The sequence below is a fragment of the Amycolatopsis benzoatilytica AK 16/65 genome, from assembly GCF_000383915.1.
Classification (GTDB): Bacteria; Actinomycetota; Actinomycetes; order Mycobacteriales; family Pseudonocardiaceae; genus Amycolatopsis; species Amycolatopsis benzoatilytica.
Genome location: NZ_KB912942.1, coordinates 1298533 through 1317023 on the forward strand (window position 1 = coordinate 1298533; position 18491 = coordinate 1317023).

The window sequence follows — 18491 nt, forward strand, 5'->3', positions numbered from 1 at the left end:
CAAGCGACAATAGTGGGAAAGAATTCCGGCAAACAGGACTGAATTCCGGGCAGTGCGGGCATTCGGTCCTGTTTGCCGGGTTAGTCGATCAGTGTCGCGGGAGGTGCCGGCGCGAGTGTCGGGCAACCACAAGGGTTCCGGCGATCGCGATCACCGCGACACCGGCGAGCAGCACCGGGTAACCCGCTACTCCGTTCAGGGCCGCCAAAAGTGACGGCAAGAGGAATCCGACGTACGCCAGCGCGTAGTACACACCGGTGAGTTCCGCGATTTCGTCCGGCCGGGCGAGTCGTTGCAGTTCCAGCAATCCGGACACCACCACGATGCCGTATGCGGCGCCCAGCACCACGGCCGAACCGAGTGCGAGCCACGGCGATTCCGCTGCCGCCGCGACCACGCTGAGCACTAGTCCGAGGCAGAGCACGATCATCCCGGTGAGCACCGCGCGGGCGCTGGTCGCCCGGTCGACGCGCTTGGCGATCGGCTGGATCCCCACGCCCGCCCCGATCGCGCACACGGTCAGCAGGGTGGAGTAGGCGAGCGCCCACGATCCGGTCTGGTGCTCGACGAGCTGCGGAAGGATCGCGTACGCGACCCCGCAGGACCCGAAGATCCACGGTGCCATCGGCAGGATGACGCGGCGGAACCGCGGGTGTTTCGTGGTGCCGGGCAATGCGGTGCGCACTGAATCCGTTCGGGCGCGGAGAGTTTCCGGACTGCGCCGGACGGCGGTCAGCGCGGCGGCGGCGAGTCCGATGTGGACCAGGTAGGGCAGGACCATCGGCCACGGCCCCCACTGGGCGAGCGCTCCGGCGACGCCCGGTCCGATGCCGAGCCCGAGGGTGAGGCACAGCGCGGCGCGGCGGGTGCCGAGATCGGCCGGGCGGAACGGGTCGGCGTCGGCGAGCTCCTTGATCCACGTCGACCCGACCGCCATCGCGACAGCGACCGCGATTCCGGTCAGGAACCGTCCGGCGGCGATCCAGCCGACGCCCAGCGGGCCGAGCGCCAGCAAGACGCTCGCGACCAGCGACATCAGGGTGCCGGCGAACATCACCGGCCGGCGACCATGCCGATTGGACAGTCCGCCGGACAGCAACAATCCCGGCACCAGACCGACGACGTACGCGCCGAGGAGCGCGTCCACGGTGAAAGCGGAGTAGCCGGCGGCGTGGTACATGACGAGCAGCGGGGTGAATTGGTTGCCGCCCCAGCCGCACGCGAACACTGCCGCGGCCGCCGGAAACCAAGCGGGCCGCACGGTGGTTTCCGGCACTGTCTCAGAAGTCGCGGTCATCGGCGGTGCACCCGGTCCAGGTGCGCTCGCAGGGCAGGCGCGAACGTGTCCGCCTTTGTCTCGGCCTCGGCGATGATGTCCAGCAGGTCCTCGTGCTCGCCGACAACCCCCGGCAGTTGGGCCGGGATCGGCGCGAGGGCGTGCACGTTCATTCGCCGCTGCCGGTCGGCGAGCGTGGTGTAGAAGCCGAGCAGCAACGCATTTCCGCCGGCCGCGACGATCGTGCGGTGGAACAGCGCGTCGGCTTCGGCGAACGCGGGCACATCCCCCGCTTCCGCGTGCTGACGCTGGTTTCGCAGCACCGCGCGAAGCCGCTCCAGCGCGTCCGGGATCATCTCCGGCCGCCGCGCCAGCCGCTGCACCGCGGCGCTCTCGACCGCTTCCCTCGCTTCGAGCAGGTCCTCGGCCTCACCGGGGGAGACCGGCACGACGATCGCGCCGCGTTTCGGGATCAGGTTGAGCAGCCCTTCGACCTGCAGGCGCAGAAACGCTTCTCGGACCGGCGTGCGGCTGACGCCGAGCCGCTCGGCGATCTCGCCCTCGCTGAACAGGTGGCCGCCGGGCAGTTCGCCGGTGAGCACCAATTCCTTGGTGAGCCGGTAGGCGCGATCGGCGGCCCCGGAAGGTTTCACAGCGTTCACGTGAGGGACGCTACCATGCATCCCATCTTGTATCTAAGGTGTTGTGACCTGCGGCTCAACCTTCGGGCGGGCGGCCTTTGGCTCTCCTGATCGCCTGGGCTGTCCGCCTTGCCGCGGCGGCCGACCTTGGCCCCCGCAACGGCGAGGGGAGACCGGAATGCCCGACGACCTGATCATCGCGGCGGAGCTGCTCATTCCGGCGCGAAAACCGGGTTGACGAGCCAGTCTCGGAGCAATTCGACGCAGGCCGGAAAAACGGGGCGGCATTACCGCGCCAGCCTGGCCGGCTGACCGGAAATTACGCGGTAATGCCGCCCCGTTCGGCTGGAGACTTTCTTCTCGGCAGGCCGCGGGTTTCGGTCACCGAATCGCGGCAGCTGCGGAGTTCAGTGCATTCGGGCCAGTGCTACCACTGCTGCTCGTTCTGCTGGCCGCCATACTGCTGGCTCTCGCCTTGCTGGCCGCCGTACTGGTCGCCGCCCTGCGGTTCGCGCCACTGGTCGTCGCCGCGCTGTTCGCCGTACTGCTGATTTCCGTACTGCTGACCGGTTTCCTGCTGGCCGCCGTACTGCTGCTGGCCGCCGCGCTGGTCTCCGTACCGTTCGCCGCCTGGCTGGCCGCCGAATCCGCCCTGCTGCTGGCCGCCCTGCTGCTCACCGAATCCGCCCTGCTGGCCGCCTTGCTGCTGCCCGCCGCCGTACTGCTGATCGCCTTGCTGCTGCCCGCCGCCGTACTGTCCGCCGCCCTGCTGCTGGCCGCCTTCGTTCTGCCCGCCGCCGAACGCACCCTTGAGCTTGTCCGCGCCCTGACGGATCTGATCGCCGTGCTGGCCGCCGGTCTTTTCGTCGACGAATTCGGCGGCCTTGTCGATCCCCTGGCCGACCTGGTCGGAGTTGTTGCCGGCGAATTCCTGGATCTTGTCCTTGGCTTGGTCGAAAAAGCTCATGGAAATCCTTTCTTGATATGCGTGCCCCCTGAATACCAGCCGAGTACCCGCGCGGCGCGGCGGCGAGACACCGATCCCCGGTTCGGGTGAGGCGCGATGCCGGTTCTGCCCGGGTCGTGGCCCGGGTGGGTTACCCCACAGCCGCGGGCGGGCGGCCGACCGGCCGGTAGGGTCGCGGCGTCGGAGGCAGCGAAGCCGAGGAGGGCACGTGGCGGGACCGTTGAGCGGGCTGAAGGTCGTTGAGCTGGCCGGGATCGGGCCGGGACCGCATGCCTGCATGGTGCTCGCCGACCTGGGCGCGGATGTCGTGCGGGTCGAACGGCCGGCCGGGTCGCTCGACCTCACCGGCGGGCGGGCGGACCCGCTGCTGCGCGGCCGCCGTTCGGTCGCGGCGGACCTCAAGTCGGCGGACGGGCGCGAGCTCGTGCTGCGGCTCGCGGCCAAGGCGGACGTGCTGGTCGAAGGGCTGCGGCCGGGTGTCGCCGAGCGGCTCGGCGTCGGACCCGAGGACTGCTCCAGCCGCAATCCCCGGCTCGTTTACGGGCGGATGACCGGGTGGGGGCAACAGGGCCCGCTCGCGAAGCGCGTCGGGCACGACATCAACTACCTCAGCCTGACCGGCGTGCTGCACATGATCGGCCGCGCGGGCGAGCGGCCGGTGCCGCCGCTCAACCTGGTCGGCGATTTCGGCGGCGGGTCGATGTTCCTGATCGCCGGCGTGCTCGCGGCGCTGTGGGAACGCGAACGCACCGGCCTCGGCCAGGTCGTCGACGCGGCGATGGTCGACGGCGCGGGCGTGCTGGCGCAGATGATGTGGGCGTTGCGCGGCCTCGGTTCGTGGTCCGACGAACGAGGCACGAACCTGCTCGACGGCGGCGCGCCGTTCTACGACACCTATGTCTGCGCGGACGGCCGTTACGTCGCGGTCGGCGCGCTCGAACCGCAGTTTTACGCGGCGCTGCTGGCGGGGCTCGGCTTGGCCGCCGAAGACCTGCCTCCGCAGCTCGATCGCGACGGCTGGCCGACGCTCCGCGCCACGTTTACCCGGGCCTTCCTCGGTCGCACTCGCGACGAATGGGCGGAGCTGTTCGACGGCACCGACGCTTGTGTCACGCCGGTGCTCGCGCCGGACGAGGTGGCGAGCCATCCGCACATAGCCGCGCGGGCCGGGCTGATCGAGATCGACGGCATCGTGCAGCCCGCGCCGGCACCCCGATTCTCGCGCAGTACAACGGATCTGCCGTCGCCGCCGGCGGTGCCGGGCGCGGATACCGAACAGGTGCTGGCGGACTGGAAAGCGTAGCCGGACGGAGAGTCCACAGTGGAGGGTAGACTCTCGCCGCTGATCAGCCGCCGGCGCGCTTGCGGTGCCCGGTCAGCGGCGGACCGGCCCGTCGGCGAGTCGCGAGGTGATCATTTGCCAGGCCGGATCTCGGGTGAACGTCAGATGCCGGCCCTGGACCGGCGTCGCGCGGCGCGGCAGCGACCGTACCAGTGGTGAGTAGTGGTACGGCAGCGCTTGCGCCCATTCTGCCTAACGCACGTCGGCGACTGGCGGCTTTTCGATACCGGTGGTTGCCGCCGCTGGCATTTTGTGCAACGCGAAGCTGTCCGCCGGACAGCCCGCCGATGAACGGGAGCTGTCCGGGACGGGCAACGTCCCGGCGGCAGTACTGGTTCGTTCTCTTTGTCGGGAACCGGTTTCCGACTGTCCGATGTGGAGCCCGAGGGTTCTGCCGGATCGATTCAGAAGTTTCTGCTAGCCTCCGTCATGACGTGCGGCTCACCGTGGTGCCGCGTTGCTGCCGGAGTGCGCACGGTTTCGCTTCGGCTCGAACCTCCGAGGAGCGTTATGACAGCCATCGTCCGGGTGCGCGGCCGGGAAGTGCTCGACAGCCGGGGCAACCCGACGGTCGAGGTCGACGTGGTGCTGGCGGACGGGTCGGTGGGTCGCGCCGCGGTGCCTTCCGGCGCGTCCACCGGCACCCGCGAGGCGGTCGAGCTGCGCGACGGCGACGCGAAGCGGTTCCACGGCAAGGGCGTCCGGAAGGCGATCGACGCGGTCAACAGCGAGATCGCCGACGCCGTGACCGGGATGGAAGCCGAGGCGCAGGCCGACGTCGACCGGGCGCTGATCGCCCTGGACGGCACCGAGAACAAGGCGCGGCTGGGCGCGAACGCGACGCTCGGCGTTTCGCTGGCGGTGGCGAAAGCGGCCGCCGCGGCGAACACGCTGCCGCTGTACCGGTACGTCGGCGGGGTGTACGCGCACCTGCTCCCGATGCCGATGATGAACATCATCAACGGCGGCGCGCACGCGGACAACCCGATCGACTTCCAGGAGTTCATGATCGGCCCGGTCGGTGCGACGACGTTCGCCGAGGCCGTCCGGATGGGCTCGGAAGTGTTCCACACGCTGCGGAAATCGTTGCACGAAGCCGGACACAACACGAATGTCGGCGACGAAGGCGGCTTCGCCCCGCAGCTCGGCTCGGCCGACGAGGCGCTCGAATTCGTGGTCCGCGCGATCGAGCAGACCGGCTACGAGCCCGGCAAGGACATCGCGCTGCTGCTGGACCCGGCGGCGTCGGAGTTCTACCGCGACGGCGTGTACGACTACGCCGGCGAGGGACGCAAGCGCAGCATCGAGGAGCACGTCGCGTACCTGACCGAGCTGACCGAGCGGTTCCCGATCGTTTCGATCGAGGACGGCCTGGCCCAGGACGACTACGTCGGCTGGAAGCAGCTGACCGACGGCATCGGCGACCGCGTGCAGCTCGTCGGGGACGACCTGTTCTGCACCAATGTGGAGATCCTGCGCGACGGCATCAAGCGCGGCATCGCCAACTCGATCCTGATCAAGGTCAACCAGATCGGCACCCTGACCGAGACGCTGGCCGCGGTGGACACCGCGCACAAGGCCGGGTACTCGGCGGTCATGTCGCACCGTTCGGGCGAAACCGAGGACACCACGATCGCCGACCTGGCGGTGGCGACCGGCTGCGGCCAGATCAAGACGGGTTCGCTGTCGCGATCCGACCGGACGGCGAAGTACAACCAGCTGATCCGCATTGAGGAGGAACTGGGCACCGAGGCCCGCTACGCCGGGTGGGACACCCTGCGCTGAGTCTCCGCGGCCCGGGCTTTCCGCCCGGGCCGCGAACTCTGCCTACCGCCTTGTGCGCAGCAGCAGCGGCAGCGCGGCCGCAGAGCAGGCCGCGCTGACCCAGAACACCCGTCGCGCGTGACCCGCATCGACGACTACGACTCCCGCGACCGCGGGCCTGACGACCGCGCCGACGTTGAACGCCGTCGTCGCCAGCGCCCCCGCTATCCGGGGCGCCTGTTCGCCGGCTTCCGTGACGATCGCCGCGATCAACGCCGACCCGACGCCGAACGCTGCCGCCCCCGCGGCCAATGCGGTGGCGAGCAGCCCCGGCAGGCTCTGCGCCGCGACCACGGCTGCCGCCCAGACGCCAGTGAGCACGAACACCCCGGCCTTGCGGGCTGCCGCTGGAATCCGGCCCGCCACCGTGACTCCGACGAAGGACCCGATCCCGAAGGCCGCCAGCTCGACCGGCGCCCACGTACCGGCCATCGTGCCGAGATAGGTGAAAGCGGCGAAGGTGCCGGCGTTGACCAGGCCAGCCCGCGTACTGCCCGAGGACCGTGCCGGCCGGCTTCCCGCAGCCGTTTGCCGGTCTGTCCGTGAAGGGCCCCTTGAGGGAAGCCAAGTCCCTGAAGGGGCCCTTCACGGACAGAGACCGGTGGACGTTCGGCACACGCCACCTGAGGCAAGCGCTTAGCCGGGTCAGGAGCGGGATTCCGCCGCTGAACCGGGCGGAGACGGGCGCCGGGCGAGCCGGAAAAGTCCCAGCCCGCCCGGCGTTCCTCCATCCGGCCGGCAGCCCTGCCCGGCAACCTCCAGCCGTCCGGAAGTTCTGCCGGAAAAGCGCGGCGCCTGTTGAACCCCGGGCGGGACGGGAATTCCCCGCCCCGCCCGGGAACCCCCAGTCTCAGCAGAGCGGCGCGACCGGGCTGTCCGAACCGGTCTGCACATACGTGTCCGAAACGTAGTTCCCCGGCCCGATCCGGTCCCAGATCGTGCTGGTCCCGAACTTCCCGGTCACGCTGTCCCCGTTGACGTAGCACTCGATGTTCACCTTGGCGTAGTTCGCCGCCAGTCCCACCGCCGCCGCGGACGTGTGCGCGCCCGATCGGACGTTCACCGGGTCGCCGGCGGTCTGCACCAGGCCGCTCGCCGCGCTCGAGCCGGTCCACAGGTACGTCACCTTGACGTTCCCGTTGTCCCCGAGTCCGACGCCCGAGCTGAATGTGCCGTCCGCCAGGTCGATGCCCGCCGGGTTGCCGACCTGGTACCCGAGGTCGTCGCGGCCGCCGTTGTACCCGTTGTGGTACGCCGCATACGCTTCCGGCTGGCCCTGCGGCAGGTCCCGGTACTCCGAACGCACCGAGGACGGGTTCCAGTAGTCGTCCTTGGTGTTCCACGGCCCGACGTCCCAGACCGGCGCGTATTCGCAGCGGCTGTTGTCGGTCTTGCACACCCGTACGCTGTAGTTGCCGGTCCCCCTGGGGGACAACGCTTTGCCCGAGGGCAACGCGACGAAGTGGTCGTTCGCGGCGATCACGTGGCCGTTCGCGGTGGTCCCTCCGGTGAGGCCCTCACGGGTGGCGTAGACGGTGTAGGTGAGCGGGGCGGAAGCGGTGAGCGCCCGTGCCTGCGGGCCGAGGGTTCCGTTCAGCTCGACGTCGCGGACCGTCGGTCTGGCGTTGGTTCCGTTGCCGGACAAGATGATTCTCGTCTGTACCACGGTCACCGGGCGGGTGAGCGCGGTGCCGGCCGGGACCCATTCGGTCCAGTCGGCGCTGCCGGAGCGGCCACGGACGTCCACTTCGACCGACGTGCCCGCCGGGGTGTCCGCGGAGATCTGCGCCTGCACCCGGTTCACCGGGGACGACAGCTGTCGTTCCGCCGACACCAGGTAGCCCTCGCTGCCCTCGTTCTGCGCCGCCGGTCGCCAGCCGGAGTTCCGCAGGGTGATCGCGCTGCCCGCGGAAGCGACGTTGACGCCGTCACTGTCCACAGCGGACAGATCAGCCCGCCAGGAACCGGAGTTCGCGGCCGCGCTCGCCGCCGTGGTGCTTCCTGCGGTGACCGCTCCCGCGGCGAGCAGTGCGGCGACCGTGCGCCGGACCATCACATTCCCGACCACGACCGATCTCCCTTCACTCGTCCGAACCGAACGGCCGGAGTCTCGGAGGGATCCGTACACGATCCATACAACGATCTCGCTTGGTCGTGTACCCGGAGATCAGGTTTGACAGCAGAGAGTCGCCAATCTACCTTTGTAAACAAAGCTAGTTTGTGAATAAAGGGAGCTGGGGATGACGATCTTGGTGACCGGTGCGCGCGGAAGCATCGGCAGCGAAGTCGTGCGTGCGCTGCGGGCCGGCGGGCACGAGGTGCGCGGATCGGCACGGGACGCGTCGATGCTGGACCTGCCGGACGCGGTGTCGCTGGACCTGACCGCCGAAAGCGGGTTCGAGGACGCACTGGAGGGAATCGACGCGATCTTCCTGTATCCGACGGCGCGGGCGGGAGCGGGCCATTTCCTGGCCGCCGCTAAAAAGTCAGGTGTGTCGTATGTGGTGCTGCTGTCCTCGCCGGATGTCCGCGAAGGCGCGGCCGGCAATCCGCTCCGGCAAGCGCACTTGCCGTCCGAGCGGGCAGTCCGCGAATCCGGCCTCCCGTTCACCGTGGTGTACCCGGGCTGGCTGGCGGGCAACACCCGGCGTGATTGGGGTGCGGCGATCCGGGCGGGCGATCCGGTGCGGCTGTTCTCGCCGGACGCCCAGTTCGCTCCGACTGCCGAAGCGGACGTCGCTGCGGTCGCGGCGACCTTGCTCGCGGAGCGTAGCTATCCGGGCAGCGACCTGGCGTTGACCGGGCCGGAATCCATGACGCAGCGTGCGGTCGTCGCCGTCCTGGTGGAGGAACTCGGCCGCTCGATCGAAGTGCGGCCCGAAACGCGGGGGGAGGCGCTGGCGAGACGGCCGGAATGGATGCCGGCGGCCGTGCTGGAGTACCTGATGGACGCGGAAGAAGCGGCCGAGAAGCGGATCGCGCCGGTGAACAACACGGTGGAACGGTTCACCGGCCGCCCGGCGACGTCGTTCCGCGAGTGGGCGCGGACGCATCGAAGCGACTTCGAGAAGGCCGCCACCGTCCACATCGGATAGTGACCGGCTAAGCCGGTTTCCAGGCTGTCCCGGCCGGTCGCGCCTGCGATTCGCACAGCTCCCGTACCGCCCGCAGCACGGCTTCGGCCGAGACTTCGCTGCCGGCCGGCTGCGGGAAATGCGCGCCCTGCAGGCTGAAGTAGTCGGCCAGGCCCTCGCCGTCGCCGTCCGCGGGCAGGTAAGTCTGGCCGTTTTCGTGCCATACCAGGCTTCCGCGCGTCCCGTTCAGGCCGGCGACCAGGTACGGCGTCCCGGGCTTCCGTCCCGCGTACAGCCACCAGAGGACCCCTGCGCCGGGCGTCGGCGGTTCGGCGGAGCGCAGTGCGGAGAGCACGTCTTCCGCGGTCACGTCGGTGACGTCGTACCCGGTCCGGCGCCGGGCGTCTTCGGGGCTCGCCATAGTGCGCTCCGCTCGTGCCGTGCAGTTTCCTGATACTACTCGGTGGCGTTCGGCGACTTTACTGTGGAATGCGTCGCGCGGAGCCGGGCCGCGCGCAAGGTGAGATAGCGTTGCTCGGCCGTGTTGGCGGTACGCGCGGCGGCCGCGTCGTAGTAGCGGACGGCTTCGTCCGGTTCGCCGGCCAGTTCCAGCAGGTGGGCGCGGGCGGCGGCCAGCCGGTGATGCTCGGGGAGCCGGTCGTCGAGGCCTTCGAGCAGGGCCAGCCCAGCCGCCGGGCCGTGCACCATCGCGGTGGCGATCGCCCGGTTCAGCGTGACTACCGGGTTGCCCGTCAGCGATTCGAGCCGGCGGTACAGGGCGAGCACGCGCGGCCAGTCGGTGTCCTCGGCGCGCAGTGCGATGTCATGCGTCGCGGCGATCGCGGCTTGGAGCCGGTACTCGCCGGCTCCGCCTGGTGCGAGCGCGGCGGTGACCAGCGCGACGCCCTCCCGGATCAGCGAACGATCCCAGCGGGCCCGGTCCTGGTCCGCGAGCGGGACCAGCGCTCCGTCCGGATCGGTGCGGGCAGGGCGGCGGGCATCGGTGAGCAGCATCAGCGCGAGCAACCCGGCCGTCTCGCCGTCGTCCGGCAGAGCCGCGTGCAGCAGCCGGGCCAGCCGGATCGCCTCGGCGGACAGTTCGGTGCGGTGCAGGCTGCGGCCCGCGCTGCTCGTGTACCCCTCGTTGAACACGAGGTACAGCACGTGCCGCACCGACTGCAGCCGAGCTTCGCGTTCCTGCGGCGCGGGCATCCGGAACGGCAATCCGGACTTCTTGATTTTCGCCTTCGCCCGGCTGATCCGTTGCGCCATCGTGGCTTCCGGTACGAAGAACGCACTGGCGATCTCGGCGGTGGTGAGGCCGCCGACCGCGCGCAGCGTCAGCGCGATCGCCGAAGCCGCGGTCAGCGACGGGTGGCAGCAGAGGAACAACAGCGTCACCGTGTCGTCCTGGTCCGGTACCTCGGCGGGCGGCGGTTCGGCGAAGACCGTGTCCTCCCGCCGCCGTCGAGCCTGATCGCTGCGGAATCCGTCGATGAACCGGCGACCGGCGGTCTGCAGCAGCCAGCCGCGCGGATTTTCCGGCACGCCCTCGGCCGGCCAATGCCGCACCGCGGCGAGCAGCGCCTCCTGCGTGGCGTCCTCGGCCGCGCCGAAGTCGCCGTACCGGCGTGCGAGCAGGGCGAGAACCTGGGGCGCCAGCGTGCGCACCAAGTCCTCGACCCGGTCGCCGGGCATCACACCTCCGGCGCGCTCATCACCTGGCGCACCTCGATCGGCACCCGCAGCGGCGCGCCTTCGGGGCCGGGCGCGGCCGAGATCCGCTGCGCGATCTCCAACGCTCGCGTTTCCGATTCGACGTCCACCACCCGGTACCCGGCGAGCAATTCCTTGCCCTCCGCGTACGGCCCGTCGGTGACGACCCGGCCGCCGTTGCCGTCCGCGACCACTGTCTTCGCCGCGTCCGGTCCGGCCAGACCCTCGGCCTCGACGAGTTCGCCCGCCTCGGTCAACTCGGCGTTCAGCACCCGCTGGAACTCGATGTGCGCGCGGATGTCCTCCGGCGCCCACTCCGGCAGCGGCAGGTCGCAGTTCTCGCCGCGGGCGTAAGTCTGCAGCAGCATGTACTTCGGCATGGGTTCCTCCGCGATCCGGTCCGCCCCTCGCGGGCGGCTCACCAGAAGAACGGAGCCGGTGCGCCGCCCTCTACCCGGATCGGCGGATATTGTGCCGGGAAATCCGCCGGCTCGCTCCGGCGAGGGTGGGCTGGGTCTCAGCGAACGGGGCAGCATGGTCGCTTGCAGGTAAGTTGCCGGAAGAAACTCACTACGGAGGCAGCGTGAGCACGACGACCTTCGCCGCGGTCTCCGCGGTCAAGCAGCAGTCCGAGACCCAGTTCCGCGCTGACCTCAGCCCGGCCTGGACGATCGGCGGCCGCCCGAACGGCGGCTACCTGCTGGCGGTCGTCGCGCGTGCGGCGACCGTCGTGTCCGGGCACCCGGACGTGCTCGCGGCCAGCGCGCACTACCTGCGCTCGCCCGAACCGGGCCCGGCCGAGGTCGAGGTCGAGGTGCTGCGCACCGGGCGGACCGCCAGCCAGCTGCGCGGCCGGCTGCTGAAGGACGGCGTGCCGCAGGTGGAAACCCTGCTGACAATGGGCGTCCTCGGCGACGCCGAACCGCACTGGCAGGAGGGCGTGCCGCGGCCGGAGTTCGGCGAGTTCCCGGAGCAGCCGTGGGGTCCGGGCGCGGCGGCGTCCGGCTTTCCGATCGCGATCCAGAACGAGATCGACGTCCGGTTCGACCGGCCGCTGACCGACGGGCCCTCCGGCCGCGGCGAGCTGCGCGGTCTGCTCTCGCTGCCCGCCGACGAGCCGTTCGACCCGATCAGCCTGCTGTTCGCGCTCGACGCACTGCCGCCGGCGACCCTCGACGTCGCCCCGTCCGGCTGGGTCCCGACGCTCGAGCTGACCGGCTACATCCGGTCCCGGCCGGCCCCCGGTCCGGTCAAGGTGCTGCACCGGGCGCATCTGATCGGGGACGGCCGGGTCGACGAGTCCTGCCACGTGTGGGACAGCGAGGGGACTCTCGTCGCGCACGGCACTCAGCTGGCCGGGATCCGGCTCGGCTGAACCCGGCCGTTACTGGCCCGGGTGCGGCTGCTGCGGGAAACCGGGATCGCCGCCCGGCGGTAGCGCGCCGGCCGAGCGTGCCGGTCCGGGCGCGATTGGTCAGCGGGTTCCGGCCACTGTCCCAGTAGTGACCAGCCGGTACCCGGTGCGCCCGGAGAACTCGGCGGTCAGCGCGAACCGGTCGCCGCGCACGAGGGTGTGCCGCCATTCGATCGGGCGGCCGGCGCTGGCGCCGAGGCGTCCGATCGAGAACGCGCCTACCGTTTCGCCGCAGCCGAGCAGGGCGCGTTCGGCACGGGTCGGCACCACCGCGCGGATCTGTTCCTCGCCGTGGTCGAGCCGGACGCCGGTGCGCTTGTACAGCTCGCCGTACAGGCTGGTGTGCTGGAAGTCGGCGGCCAGCAGCGGCCGGGCCAGATCGGCGGGCAGCCACACCCGGTCGACTGCCAACGGGTCGTTTCCGGCCAGCCGCAGGCGTTCCAGGTAGAGCAGGGGAGTGGACGCCTCCAGTCCGAGCCGCTCGGCGACCACCGCGTCCGCGCGGATGTCGAGCCGGCGCACCACGCTGTTCTGGTGCAGCCCGGCCGCTTCGACCGCGGCGAAGAGACTGTAAAGCGCGCCTAGCGGCTGCTGGATTTCCGCAGCGGCGGCGACCCGGGGCTGGCGTCCGCGTTCGGCGATCAGCGTGCCGTCGGCGCGCAGTTCTCGCAGTGCCTGGCGGACGGTCTGCCTGCTCACGCCGTACTCCTCGGCGAGCGCGAGCTCCCCGGGGAAGGCGCCGTCGAACTCTCCGGCGCGGATGCGCACGAGCAGCGCCTGCTGCAGCTGCCGCCACAGCGGCTGGCCGCCGGTGCGATCCAGCTCTCCCATGTCGTGCAGCGTACCGGTTGCCAAATGTCCGTACCTCCCCCTAGATTAAATGTACGTACATTACGGAGGAGGAACGGTGCGCACAGGGACAGACCGGTGACCGGGGCGGCGCTGGGAGCGACGCGCGCGACGGCGGCTTGGCGGGCCCGGCTGGCCCGTCCGGTGCCCGGGCTCGCGGTCGCGGTGCTGGTCGCGGCGGTGGCGACGGCCGGCGGAAAGCTCGTTCCGGTGGTCGGCGGGCCGGTGCTCGCGATCCTGCTCGGCGCGCTCGCCGGCGCGGTGGTGCCGGGCCTGCGCGGCTGGCGGTTCAGCCCGGGCTACGCGGTCGCGTCCCGGCCGGTGCTGCAGCTGTCGATCGTGGTGCTGGGCACCGGCTTGTCCCTGCAGCAGGTGGTGCACGTCGGCGGACAGTCGCTGCCGGTCATGCTGGGCACGCTCGCGGTCGCGCTCGGCGGTGCCTGGATCCTCGGCCGGTTGCTCGGGGTTCGCGGTGACACGCAGACGCTGATCGGCGTCGGCACCGGGATCTGCGGCGCATCGGCGATCGCGGCGACCAGCGCGGTGCTGAAGCCGAAGGAAGCCGACGTCGCCTACGCGCTCGGCACCATCTTCACCTTCAACGTCGCCGCTGTGCTGCTTTTCCCGCCGCTCGGTCACGCACTCGGGATGTCTTCGCACGCGTTCGGACTGTGGGCGGGCACCGCAGTGAACGACACGTCTTCGGTGGTCGCGGCGTCCTACGCGTACGGCGGCGACGCCGGGGCGTACGGCCTGGTGGTCAAACTGACCCGGACGCTCACCCTGATTCCGATCGTGTTGTTCCTCGCAGTGCTCGCCGCGCGCAAGCAGACCAGCGGCGGCCGGGTTTCCTTGCGTGCCATGCCTTGGCACCGGCTGGTGCCGCCGTTCCTGATCGGCTTCCTCGCCGCCGCGACGGTGGAAAGCGCGGGCTGGATCCCAGTCTCGTGGCACGGCCCGCTTTCGGCTCTCGGCACCTTCCTGATCACCATGGCTCTCGCTGGGATCGGCCTGGCGCTCAAGCCGTCCGATCTCCGCAAGGCAGGGCACCGGCCGCTGCTGATGGGCGCGATCCTGTGGGTCGCGGTGGCCGCGTCCAGTCTCGGGCTGCAGGCGCTGACCGGCGGGATGTGATTGCGGCTTTTCCCGGACCTTCCTGGGGACTGTCGCGGAAAACACCAACCGGTTGTTCAACGCTACTGTTCAAGCACATGACGGAAATCCCGCTGGACCTCGCCGAGCTGCGCGCCGTCACCGCCTACGCGGTGGCCTGCGCGGAGCCGGCGCTGGCGATCTTCGACCAGGCGCGGCCAGCCGACGACCGCCCGCGCGCCGCGCTCGAGGCAGCGCGGGCGTTCGCGCAGGGAGCCAAGCGCAGCAAGGCAATCCGCGACAGCGCATGGGCCGCGCAGCGGGCATACCAGGAAGCCCGGGACGCGGGGGAATCCGCCGCTGGCGAAGCCGCGCGGGCGGCAGTGGCCGCGTGCGGGGCGGCGTTCTTGCACCCGCTCGCGAAAGCCACGCAGGTGCTGCACATCCTCGGTCCGGCCGGGCACGCCGCGTACGCGTTCGAGCTGGCCGGAGGCCGCTATCCGGTCGACCCGTGCGCGTTGGCGGACCCGATCGTCCTCCGGGTGCTGGCGCGGTACCCGAAGGCCCCGCCCGGCCGGGGCCGGGCGGGCGAGCTGGCGCGAGAGCTGGACACGCTGCTGCGTCCGGCTTAACGCGCCCGTTCCACTCGTCGCTCGTCCCACACCGGTTCCGGCGTTTCGCGCACCACTCCGTCCGATCCGAACACCAGGTACCGGTCGAACGACCGCGCGAACCACCGGTCGTGCGTCACCGCGACGACGGTGCCCTCGTAGGAATCCAGCCCTTCCTGCAGCGCTTCCGCCGACTCCAGGTCCAGGTTGTCGGTCGGCTCGTCCAGCAGCAGCGCTGTGGTGCCGGCCAGTTCCAGCAGGAGGATCTGGAATCGCGCCTGCTGTCCGCCGGACAACCGGTCGAAGGTCTGCTCGCCCTGGCGGTGCAGCTCGTATCGCCGGAGCGCGGACATCGCCGCGCCGCGGCCGGCCGAATGTTCCGTCCACAGGATGTCGACGAGCGTGCGGCCGGTCAGCTCCGGTCGCGCGTGCGTCTGCGCGAAATGCCCGGGCACGACCCGGGCGCCGGTGCGCCATTCGCCGGTGTGCGCGACGTCGTCTCCCGCCAGCAGCCGCAGGAAGTGCGACTTCCCGGACCCGTTCGAGCCGAGCACCGCCACTCGCTCGCCGAAGAAGATCTCCAGTGAGAACGGTTTCATCAGCCCGGTGAGCTCCAGATTCGCGCATGTGACCGCGCGTACGCCGGTGCGGCCGCCGCGCAACCGCATCCGGATGTCCTGGGGCCGCGGCGGTTCCGGCGGGGGACCGGCCTCCTCGAACTTCCGCAGCCGGGTCTGTGCCGCCTTGTACCGCGACGCCATTTCGTCGCTGCGCGCCGCGTACTGCTGCATGTCCCGGACGAGCCGCTTGAGCTGGGCGTGTTTCTCGTCCCAGCGCCGGCGCAGTTCGTCGTAGCGGGCGAACCGTTCCTGCCGTGCCTCGTGGTAGGTGCCGAAACCTCCGCCGTGCACCCAAGCGTCCGCGCCGTCACCGCCCGGCTCGACGCTCACGATCTTCTCCGCCGCGCGGGCGAGCAGTTCCCGGTCGTGCGACACGAACAGCACGGTCTTGCGGGTTTCTTTCAGCCGCTCTTCGAGCCAGCGTTTGCCGGGCACGTCGAGATAGTTGTCCGGCTCGTCGAGCAGCAGCACCTCGTCTGGACCCCGCAGCAACGCTTCCAGCACCAGCCGCTTCTGCTCGCCGCCGCTGAGCGTGCGCACGAGCCGCCAGCGCGCGCGGTCGAACGGCACGCCGAGCGCCTCGGTCGTGCACATGTCCCAGGTCGTCTCGAACTCGTAGCCGCGGGCCTCGGCCCAGTCGCTGAGCGCCTGCGCGTACCGCATCTGCGCGGCTTCGTCGTCGACTTCGAGAATCCGCTCCTCGGCCGCGTCGACCGCCTGGGCGGCCTCGCGAACCCGTTTGGGCGCAACGGAAACCAGGAGATCGCGAACGGTGCGCTCGTCGCGCACCGAGCCGACGAACTGCGCCATCGCGCCGAGTCCGCCGGACACCGTGACGGCACCTTCATCGGGTTTGAGGTCGCCGGACAGCAGCCGCAGCAGAGTGGTCTTGCCCGCGCCGTTCGGGCCGACCAGCGCGACGACCGCGCCCTCGCCGACCCGGAACGACACGTCGCCGAGCAGCGGACGCCCGTCGGGCAGCACGTAGCGCAGGTGCGCAGCCTCCAGATGGCCCATGGCCCGGCACTCTACCCAGCCGAGCCGGGATCGCCGCACGATTTATCGACCGCTCGCGGGACTGCTCGGCAGCCGTGGTGTCTTTTGGAAAACCGTTGGGGGGACTGGCATTGCTGGCTTTCCGGGCGAGTGAACGGTCGTGCTGGGGTAAGTCCGTGAAGGACCGTCCGGGGAACCTGATTCCCTCCAGGGGTCCTTCACGGACGGCTGCTCGCGCGCGGTCAGCCTTTTTCCCGGAACAGTTCGGCGAGATGCGCCCGCAGCACGGCGACACATTCCTCCGGCGGCGCGACGTCCGGCTGCAGCACCGCCCGGAACGCGAGCCCGTCCAGGAGCGCAGCCAGCCGCGGGGCTTCGACGTCCGGATCCAGCGGCGCGAACCGGCCGGTCCGGGCGCGGGCGTCGAGGGCGCGGCGAGCGAGCGTCACGGTGCCTTCGACGGCTTCGCGGGCCAGGTCGTCGAGGCTCGGGTCGGCGCGCGCGGCCAGCAGGAATTCCACCAGCACGGTTACTTCGACCCGCCGCCGCTCGTCCAGTGGCAGCAGTTCGGACAGGAACTCGGCGAGCTGGCCGACGATCTCGGCGGAAGGCAGGTCTGTCATCGACGGCATCCGCTCGCGGCGGGCGATGAGCCGTTCGCTCGTGCGGTCGATCGTGGTGCGCATCGCGAACCGCAGCAATGCGTGCTGGCTGTCGAAGTAATGCCGCACCGAACCGATGTTCAGCCCGGATTCCGCGGCCACCGCACGCAGCGACACCGCAGGCAGTCCGTCTCTCGCGGCCAGCCGCAACACCGCGTCGGCGATATGCGCGCGCCGCTCGTCTCCGTCCACCACCTTGGGCACTGGACTTTTATAGCACAGCTGTGATAGACACCTTTCTATCACAGTCGTGATAGAAAGGGGGATGCGCTGTGGAGACGGTGCTGAACATCCTGCTGATCCGGTTCGGCATCATCGCCGGGATCGTCGTGGTGGTGGGACTGGCCGGGTTCGCGCTGATCGTTTCGCTGCGCCGGCGCGGCAAGGGGGAGCAGGTGCGGGCCGGGGCGGCGACGTTGGCGAAGTCCGCGGCCCGAGCGGTGGAGCGGCGCGGCGCGAGGGGAGTGCGCGGCCGAGTCGGCGGGGAGGTCGTCCGCCAGGCCGCGCGCTGGCTGGACGAAGGCCCGGACCGGAAGCGGCCGGGCCGGTGACCGGCGTGCTGCTCGCCGAGGGCGAAGGGGCCGAGATCCTCGGGCACCTCATGCACGACCTACTGGTGAAGGGGCTGATCGTGCTCGGCGCAGTGCTCTTGCTGGTGATCGGGGCGGTGGTGATCTGGAAAAAGGTGGGCCGCTGATCCAGCCGAGTTCGACCGGTCCGGTGCGGCGCTGGAGCCGGGGCCGCGTGCAGCGAAGAGCCCCTTGCCGGAATCGGATTCCGGCAAGGGGCCCTTCACCGCAGTGGTCGCGGCGAACCGAGACCAGCTCGGCCAGTCTTATGCGGTCAGCGGATTCAGCTCGTCCCACCGCGGCACCCGCGGCGCGAACCGCAGCACCAGGCCGGCTTCCTCCGGCGTGCGGTCGGCCTTGCGAGCGTTGCAGCTGCGCGCGGTGCCACCGCAGGCGGCGACGGTGTTCAGCCAGCTCGTGCGCGGACCGCCGCGCGAGATCGGCGTGATGTGGTCGACCGTCGTGGCACGGCGGCCGCAGTAGGCGCAGGTGTGCCGGTCGCGGCGCAGCACCCCGGCCCGCGACCAGCGCGGCGTTCCGGAGTAGCGCCACTTCATCACGACGTAGCGAAGCAGCCGCACCACCTTCGGCCGCGGGAAGATTCCGAGGTCCGGCCCGTCGCTTTCGTGAACGACCGCGACCTGCCGGACGAGCATCCGGATGGCATGGGGGAGCGAAACGGTGTGCAAGGGCTCGTAGCCGGCATTGAGGACCAGGACTCCCATGGCGACGGGCACCTCCTTTCCCGGTGAAACGGGCCGGGAACGCAAAAGCCGCCCGGCCGGTGCTCCGGCGGGCGGCTCCTCGCTCACGGCGTGGCTGGACCACGGTCATGGCG

20 protein-coding genes are annotated in these 18491 nt (G+C 70.6%); 8 read left to right on the top strand and 12 right to left on the bottom strand.

The window, feature by feature from the left end; translation table 11 throughout:
- Window positions 1-88: 88 nt before the first annotated feature.
- The 3 genes from AMYBE_RS0106240 to AMYBE_RS43245 form a co-directional block, all read right to left on the bottom strand.
- A complete protein-coding gene (locus tag AMYBE_RS0106240) occupies window positions 89-1297 on the bottom strand; it encodes an MFS transporter (protein ID WP_020658491.1) in 1209 nt (402 codons plus the stop codon).
- A complete protein-coding gene (locus AMYBE_RS0106245) occupies window positions 1294-1938 on the bottom strand; it encodes a GntR family transcriptional regulator (protein WP_020658492.1) in 645 nt (214 codons plus the stop codon). Before AMYBE_RS0106245 ends, AMYBE_RS0106240 begins: the two co-directional genes overlap by 4 nt.
- Before the next feature lie 406 nt (window positions 1939-2344).
- Window positions 2345-2884: an antitoxin gene (locus tag AMYBE_RS43245; RefSeq protein ID WP_020658493.1), complete on the bottom strand. Its 540-nt coding sequence runs from the start codon at window positions 2882-2884 to the stop codon at window positions 2345-2347.
- A 208-nt stretch (window positions 2885-3092) separates the two neighbouring features.
- On the opposite strand from AMYBE_RS43245, the gene AMYBE_RS0106255 reads away from it, so the two are divergent.
- Together AMYBE_RS0106255 and eno are read left to right on the top strand one after the other, a co-directional pair.
- Window positions 3093-4187, top strand: coding sequence for a CaiB/BaiF CoA transferase family protein (locus tag AMYBE_RS0106255; protein ID WP_020658494.1), 1095 nt, complete (start codon window positions 3093-3095; stop codon window positions 4185-4187).
- 549 nt (window positions 4188-4736) lie between these two features.
- A complete protein-coding gene (gene eno, locus AMYBE_RS0106260) occupies window positions 4737-6011 on the top strand; it encodes a phosphopyruvate hydratase (protein ID WP_020658495.1) in 1275 nt (424 codons plus the stop codon).
- A gap of 42 nt (window positions 6012-6053) precedes the next feature.
- Here eno and AMYBE_RS40965 read toward each other — a convergent pair whose 3' ends face one another.
- On the bottom strand, window positions 6054-6482 hold the full coding sequence (locus tag AMYBE_RS40965) for a hypothetical protein (protein WP_020658496.1): 429 nt from the start codon (window positions 6480-6482) through the stop codon (window positions 6054-6056).
- Window positions 6483-6900: 418 nt separating this feature from the next.
- Window positions 6901-8118 (bottom strand): hypothetical protein, encoded by a 1218-nt coding sequence (locus AMYBE_RS0106270; RefSeq protein ID WP_020658497.1) that lies wholly within the window; start codon window positions 8116-8118, stop codon window positions 6901-6903.
- Window positions 8119-8290: 172 nt separating this feature from the next.
- Between AMYBE_RS0106270 and AMYBE_RS0106275 the strand changes: the two genes are divergently transcribed.
- The gene (locus AMYBE_RS0106275) at window positions 8291-9145 is read left to right on the top strand and encodes an NAD(P)H-binding protein (protein ID WP_020658498.1); all 855 of its coding nucleotides are present in this window, start codon (window positions 8291-8293) and stop codon (window positions 9143-9145) included.
- A gap of 7 nt (window positions 9146-9152) precedes the next feature.
- Here the strand turns inward: AMYBE_RS0106275 and AMYBE_RS0106280 are convergent, their stop codons facing one another.
- From AMYBE_RS0106280 to AMYBE_RS0106290, 3 genes are read right to left on the bottom strand one after another with little or no spacing between them, the layout of a single operon-like run.
- The gene (locus AMYBE_RS0106280; RefSeq protein ID WP_020658499.1) at window positions 9153-9545 is read right to left on the bottom strand and encodes an Imm1 family immunity protein; all 393 of its coding nucleotides are present in this window, start codon (window positions 9543-9545) and stop codon (window positions 9153-9155) included.
- A gap of 35 nt (window positions 9546-9580) precedes the next feature.
- Window positions 9581-10822, bottom strand: a complete 1242-nt coding sequence (locus AMYBE_RS0106285; protein ID WP_020658500.1) for an RNA polymerase sigma factor — start codon at window positions 10820-10822, stop codon at window positions 9581-9583.
- Window positions 10822-11220 carry a YciI family protein gene (locus AMYBE_RS0106290; RefSeq protein ID WP_020658501.1) on the bottom strand — a complete coding sequence of 133 codons (399 nt, stop codon included), beginning with the start codon at window positions 11218-11220 and terminating at the stop codon, window positions 10822-10824. Before AMYBE_RS0106290 ends, AMYBE_RS0106285 begins: the two co-directional genes overlap by 1 nt.
- 203 nt (window positions 11221-11423) lie before the next feature.
- Here AMYBE_RS0106290 and AMYBE_RS0106295 point away from each other — a divergent pair, with 203 nt between their 5' ends.
- Window positions 11424-12215, top strand: coding sequence for a thioesterase family protein (locus AMYBE_RS0106295; RefSeq protein ID WP_020658502.1), 792 nt, complete (start codon window positions 11424-11426; stop codon window positions 12213-12215).
- A 99-nt stretch (window positions 12216-12314) separates the two neighbouring features.
- Here the strand turns inward: AMYBE_RS0106295 and AMYBE_RS0106300 are convergent, their stop codons facing one another.
- The gene (locus tag AMYBE_RS0106300; protein WP_020658503.1) at window positions 12315-13085 is read right to left on the bottom strand and encodes a GntR family transcriptional regulator; all 771 of its coding nucleotides are present in this window, start codon (window positions 13083-13085) and stop codon (window positions 12315-12317) included.
- Between the two features lie 96 nt (window positions 13086-13181).
- Between AMYBE_RS0106300 and AMYBE_RS0106305 the strand changes: the two genes are divergently transcribed.
- Both AMYBE_RS0106305 and AMYBE_RS0106310 read left to right on the top strand, forming a co-directional pair.
- Window positions 13182-14237, top strand: a complete 1056-nt coding sequence (locus tag AMYBE_RS0106305; RefSeq protein WP_020658504.1) for a YeiH family protein — start codon at window positions 13182-13184, stop codon at window positions 14235-14237.
- Between the two features lie 77 nt (window positions 14238-14314).
- Entirely contained in the window at window positions 14315-14827 is a 513-nt protein-coding gene (locus tag AMYBE_RS0106310; protein WP_020658505.1) for a putative immunity protein, read from the top strand.
- On the opposite strand, the gene AMYBE_RS0106315 is transcribed toward AMYBE_RS0106310, so the two are convergent.
- Together AMYBE_RS0106315 and AMYBE_RS0106320 are read right to left on the bottom strand one after the other, a co-directional pair.
- The gene (locus AMYBE_RS0106315; RefSeq protein WP_020658506.1) at window positions 14824-16443 is read right to left on the bottom strand and encodes an ABC-F family ATP-binding cassette domain-containing protein; all 1620 of its coding nucleotides are present in this window, start codon (window positions 16441-16443) and stop codon (window positions 14824-14826) included. The two genes, AMYBE_RS0106310 and AMYBE_RS0106315, sit on opposite strands and share 4 nt — an antisense overlap.
- A 221-nt stretch (window positions 16444-16664) precedes the next feature.
- Entirely contained in the window at window positions 16665-17288 is a 624-nt protein-coding gene (locus AMYBE_RS0106320) for a TetR/AcrR family transcriptional regulator (protein ID WP_020658507.1), read from the bottom strand.
- Between the two features lie 68 nt (window positions 17289-17356).
- Between AMYBE_RS0106320 and AMYBE_RS45395 the strand changes: the two genes are divergently transcribed.
- Both AMYBE_RS45395 and AMYBE_RS44640 read left to right on the top strand, forming a co-directional pair.
- Window positions 17357-17635, top strand: a complete 279-nt coding sequence (locus AMYBE_RS45395; RefSeq protein ID WP_020658508.1) for a hypothetical protein — start codon at window positions 17357-17359, stop codon at window positions 17633-17635.
- The gene (locus AMYBE_RS44640; RefSeq protein WP_020658509.1) at window positions 17632-17781 is read left to right on the top strand and encodes a hypothetical protein; all 150 of its coding nucleotides are present in this window, start codon (window positions 17632-17634) and stop codon (window positions 17779-17781) included. The genes AMYBE_RS45395 and AMYBE_RS44640 overlap by 4 nt, the downstream gene beginning before the upstream one ends.
- A 138-nt stretch (window positions 17782-17919) precedes the next feature.
- Here the strand turns inward: AMYBE_RS44640 and AMYBE_RS0106335 are convergent, their stop codons facing one another.
- On the bottom strand, window positions 17920-18378 hold the full coding sequence (locus AMYBE_RS0106335; RefSeq protein WP_020658510.1) for an HNH endonuclease: 459 nt from the start codon (window positions 18376-18378) through the stop codon (window positions 17920-17922).
- Window positions 18379-18491: the final 113 nt, after the last annotated feature.

Bases quoted from the DNA above. Each gene is read 5' to 3' on its own strand.
- AMYBE_RS0106310 (WP_020658505.1), top strand. From the start codon at position 14,315: ATGACGGAAATCCCGCTGGACCTCGCCGAGCTGCGCGCCGTCACCGCC.
- AMYBE_RS0106240 (WP_020658491.1), bottom strand. From the start codon at position 1,297: ATGACCGCGACTTCTGAGACAGTGCCGGAAACCACCGTGCGGCCCGCT.
- AMYBE_RS0106300 (WP_020658503.1), bottom strand. From the start codon at position 13,085: ATGGGAGAGCTGGATCGCACCGGCGGCCAGCCGCTGTGGCGGCAGCTG.
- AMYBE_RS0106285 (WP_020658500.1), bottom strand. From the start codon at position 10,822: ATGCCCGGCGACCGGGTCGAGGACTTGGTGCGCACGCTGGCGCCCCAG.
- AMYBE_RS0106335 (WP_020658510.1), bottom strand. From the start codon at position 18,378: ATGGGAGTCCTGGTCCTCAATGCCGGCTACGAGCCCTTGCACACCGTT.
- AMYBE_RS0106315 (WP_020658506.1), bottom strand. From the start codon at position 16,443: ATGGGCCATCTGGAGGCTGCGCACCTGCGCTACGTGCTGCCCGACGGG.
- AMYBE_RS43245 (WP_020658493.1), bottom strand. From the start codon at position 2,884: ATGAGCTTTTTCGACCAAGCCAAGGACAAGATCCAGGAATTCGCCGGC.
- AMYBE_RS0106275 (WP_020658498.1), top strand. From the start codon at position 8,291: ATGACGATCTTGGTGACCGGTGCGCGCGGAAGCATCGGCAGCGAAGTC.
- AMYBE_RS0106290 (WP_020658501.1), bottom strand. From the start codon at position 11,220: ATGCCGAAGTACATGCTGCTGCAGACTTACGCCCGCGGCGAGAACTGC.
- AMYBE_RS40965 (WP_020658496.1), bottom strand. From the start codon at position 6,482: ATGGCCGGTACGTGGGCGCCGGTCGAGCTGGCGGCCTTCGGGATCGGG.
- eno (WP_020658495.1), top strand. From the start codon at position 4,737: ATGACAGCCATCGTCCGGGTGCGCGGCCGGGAAGTGCTCGACAGCCGG.
- AMYBE_RS0106280 (WP_020658499.1), bottom strand. From the start codon at position 9,545: ATGGCGAGCCCCGAAGACGCCCGGCGCCGGACCGGGTACGACGTCACC.